This window comes from Novosphingobium sp. AAP83 (assembly GCF_001295795.1).
Lineage (GTDB): Bacteria > Pseudomonadota > Alphaproteobacteria > Sphingomonadales > Sphingomonadaceae > Novosphingobium.
In genome coordinates this window covers 2,501-5,886 of the sequence record NZ_LJHY01000006.1, presented here as the reverse complement: position 1 = coordinate 5,886, position 3,386 = coordinate 2,501, and the positions used below count along the sequence as shown (strand labels likewise).

Here is a 3,386-nt window from a genome sequence, read left to right as displayed (position 1 = left end):
TGGTTGCGGGGGCAGGATTTGAACCTGCGACCTTCAGGTTATGAGCCTGACGAGCTACCGGGCTGCTCCACCCCGCGCCGGGGTATCCGCAGACGTTTTTGTGCGTCTGCGTTTACGATCCATGATGGTGATCCCTTTGTGGGGGATCAACCATGGATGATTTGTGAATGGGTTTTTTGTTTTTGCGATGCGCGCCAGCTTCAATGCCTGGCGACGACCTACTCTTCCAACGCTTAAGCGTTAGTACCATTGGCGCAGTCCGGTTTCACGGCCGAGTTCGAGATGGGATCGGGTGGGGCACAGACGCTATGGTCACCAAGCAATGGAGCCGGCGCGTATCACAAAAGGGTTTTTCGATGCTGTTTTGTCAGATGTTTGATCTAGCTGGTCAATCGTCCAACCCATGACAAGCGATAACCCGTGCTTTCACCTGATCGGTGAGATCCCTTGGCAATGCTGTCATTGATGGTGGAATTCACAAGCATGAACAGAGTTATTAGGACCGGTTAGCTTCATGCGTTACCGCACTTCCACACCCGGCCTATCAACGTGATGGTCTATCACGACTCGATGATACCTTATCTCGAGGGAGGCTTCCCGCTTAGATGCTTTCAGCGGTTATCCCGTCCATGCATAGCTACCCTGCTGCGCTCCTGGCGGAACGACAGGTACACCAGAGGCATGTTCATCCCGGTCCTCTCGTACTAGGGACAACTCCTCTCAAGTATCGACGCCCACGGCAGATAGGGACCAAACTGTCTCGCGACGTTCTGAACCCAGCTCACGTACCACTTTAATTGGCGAACAGCCAAACCCTTGGGACCTGCTCCAGCCCCAGGATGTGATGAGCCGACATCGAGGTGCCAAACGATTCCGTCGATATGAGCTCTTGGGAATCATCAGCCTGTTATCCCCGGCGTACCTTTTATCCGTTGAGCGATGGCCCTTCCACGAGGGACCACCGGATCACTATGACCGACTTTCGTCTCTGCTCGACTCGTCAGTCTCGCAGTCAGGCAGGCTTATGCCATTGCACTCTAACAGACGGTTTCCAACCGTCCTGAGCCTACCATCGCGCGCCTCCGTTACTCTTTAGGAGGCGACCGCCCCAGTCAAACTACCCGCCATAGAGGGTCCCCGAACCGGATAACGGTCCTGGGTTAGACATCAGAAAACAACAGGGTGGTATTTCACCTATGGCTCCACATCAGCTGGCGCCGATGCTTCAAAGCCTCCCACCTATGCTACACAATTCTTTCCTAATGCCACTCTAAAGCTGCAGTAAAGGTGCACGGGGTCTTTCCGTCTAACCGCGGGTACTCCGCATCTTCACGGAGAATTCAATTTCGCTGAGCATATCCTGGAGACAGTGGGGAAGTCGTTACGCCATTCGTGCAGGTCGGAACTTACCCGACAAGGAATTTCGCTACCTTAGGACCGTTATAGTTACGGCCGCCGTTTACCGGGGCTTCAATTCGGAGCTTGCACTCCTCCTCTTAACCTTCCGGCACCGGGCAGGCGTCAGACCCTATACGTCGTCTTGAAGCCGACTTAGCAGAGTCCTGTGTTTTTGCTAAACAGTCGCTACCCCCTGGCCTGTGCCCCCCACAAAAAGTTGCCTTAATGCAGGGCCTCCTTCTTCCGAAGGTACGGAGGCAATTTGCCGAGTTCCTTCAGGATACTTCTCTCAAACGCCTTGGTATACTCTACCTGACCACCTGTGTCGGTTTCGGGTACGGTCTATACGGTGGGGCTATTTCCTGGAACCTCTTCAAAGCCTGACCAATCCGATAAGGTCAGACAATACACGAGATCCGTCACACACCACCAGGCCCACGAATATTAACGTGGTTCCCATCGACTACCCCCTTCGGGCTCGTCTTAGGGGCCGGCTCACCCTGCTCAGATTAGCTTTAAGCAGGAACCCTTGGTCTTTCGGCGGGAGTGCATCTCACACTCCTTATCGCTACTCATGTCAGCATTCGCACTTCCGATACCTCCACGACCCATTACCAGATCGCTTCTCAGGCTTACGGAACGCTCCGCTACCGCATGCTCGTAAACGAGCACACCCTAAGCTTCGGTGCATCACTTTAGCCCCGATACATCTTCGCCGCAGGAACCCTTGTTTAGACCAGTGAGCTGTTACGCTTTCTTTAAAGGATGGCTGCTTCTAAGCCAACCTCCTGGTTGTTTTGGGATTCCCACATGCTTTCCCACTTAGTGATGACTTGGGGACCTTAGCTGTAGGTTAGGGCTGTTTCCCTTTTGACGACGGACCTTAGCACCCGCCGTCTGTCTGCCGGATAAGTCTCGTTGGTATTCGGAGTTTGGTTAGAATTGGTAGATCTCGCGACCCCCGCATCCATCCAGTGCTCTACCCCCAACGGCATACATCCGACGCTCTACCTCAATAGATTTCGCGGAGAACCAGCTATTTCCCGGTTTGATTGGCCTTTCACCCCTAAACACAACTCATCCGAGAATTTTTCAACATTCAACGGTTCGGCCCTCCAGTGCGTGTTACCGCACCTTCAGCCTGGTCATGCCTAGATCACCGGGTTTCGGGTCTAATCCACCAAACTCTGTCGCCCTATTCAGACTCGCTTTCGCTGCGCCTACACCTAACGGCTTAAGCTTGCTTGGTAGACTAAGTCACTGACCCATTATGCAAGAGGTACGCTGTCACCCCCTAAAGAGGCTCCAACTGATTGTAAGCATTCGGTTTCAGGTACTGTTTCACTCCCCTCATCGGGGTGCTTTTCACCTTTCCCTCACGGTACTAGTTCGCTATCGGTCACATACGAGTATTTAGGCTTGGAGGGTGGTCCCCCCATGTTCAGACAGGATTTCACGTGTCCCGCCCTACTCGAGTCCTCTTGTCTTTCTTTCGCATACGGGACTGTCACCCGCTATGGTCAGCCTTTCCAGACTGTTCTGCTAGTTGAACAAGAGGCACTGGCCTGGTCCGCGTTCGCTCGCCACTACTAACGGAATCTCGGTTGATGTCTTTTCCTCCAGGTACTGAGATGTTTCAGTTCCCCGGGTTCGCTTCACCAAAGCTATTTTATTCACTTCGGTAATACCTTATCCACCTCACTCACACCCTGAACCAACGGTAAACCGTCCGCTCAAAACACGAGAGAAATGGTGAAGGTGGGTTTCCCCATTCGGAAATCGCCGGATCAAAGTTTGCTCACAACTCCCCGACGCTTATCGCAGCGTGCCACGTCCTTCATCGCCTGTATGTGCCAAGGCATCCACCAAATGCTCTTACCTCACGCTTGAGAATCCACACCATCAACGACAACCTTGCATAAAATCGCGCTGTTTACAGGCATGGACGATAATCTCAGCCAGATTGTTACATCTGTAAGTGACGCATC

At 53.0% G+C, this 3,386-nt stretch carries 1 tRNA gene and 2 rRNA genes; all 3 read right to left on the bottom strand.

Annotated elements, in window-relative coordinates:
* A tRNA-Met gene (locus tag IP81_RS04390) sits at window positions 1-77 on the bottom strand.
* Window positions 78-205: 128 nt separating this feature from the next.
* A 5S ribosomal RNA gene (gene rrf / locus IP81_RS04385) occupies window positions 206-320 on the bottom strand.
* 156 nt (window positions 321-476) lie between these two features.
* A 23S ribosomal RNA gene (locus tag IP81_RS04380) occupies window positions 477-3,287 on the bottom strand.
* Window positions 3,288-3,386: the final 99 nt, after the last annotated feature.